General features: G+C 71.3%; 1 protein-coding gene. It reads left to right on the plus strand.

What is annotated here, in order from left to right:
- Nucleotides 1-96 precede the first annotated feature (96 nt).
- On the plus strand, nucleotides 97-749 hold a 653-nt coding region (locus tag LHA35_RS28420), incomplete at its 3' end, for a transposase (RefSeq protein WP_226615266.1).

The raw sequence follows: 749 nt of genomic DNA on the forward strand, positions 1-749 counted from the left end.
GAGCTATGGCCGAAACTGGGTGATGGCGGGCTGAGAGAGGCGGCGTATCGAGGCGGGTGACGAGCCTGCCAGGACCTCCCGAAGGAGCGATACGCCATGACGAGCGATACCACGGTGGTTGCCCTGCGTCAGCCGGAGGCGGTGGATGACCCGCTGACGGCGGTGCTGCGGAGCGGCGCCCGCCGGCTACTGGCGCAGGCAGTGGAGGCGGAAGCCGAGGCTTTTCTGGCCGAGATGCGGGGGCAGCGGCTGCCGGACGGGCGCGAGCGGCTGGTCCGGCATGGCCACGGGCCGGAGCGCCTGGTGCAGACTGGGATTGGACCGGTGCCGGTGCGACGGGTCAAGCTGCGCGACCGCGGTGCTGGCCCGGAAGGGGAGCGGATCCGCTTCGCCTCGAACATCCTCCCGCGCTGGGCACGGCGGACCCCGAGCCTCGATGCGCTGCTGCCGATCCTCTACCTGCGTGGGGTCTCGATGGGCGACTTCCAGGAGGCGCTTGGGGCTCTGCTGGGGCGCGACGCCCCGAACCTATCCCCGGCGGCGATTGCGCGGCTGCGGGACAGCTGGCAGGCCGACCATGCGCGCTGGCAGCGGCGCGACCTCGCGGTGCGGCACTACGCCTACCTCTGGGCTGACGGCATTTACCTGCAGGCGCGGATGGAGCCGCAGGCCGAGTGCATGCTGGTGCTGATCGGTGCGACGCCGGAGGGCAAGAAGGAGCTGGTCGGCTTTCAGGTCGGAGTGCGCGA

This window comes from Roseicella aerolata (assembly GCF_020523605.1).
In the GTDB taxonomy this organism is placed as follows: domain Bacteria; phylum Pseudomonadota; class Alphaproteobacteria; order Acetobacterales; family Acetobacteraceae; genus Paracraurococcus; species Paracraurococcus aerolatus.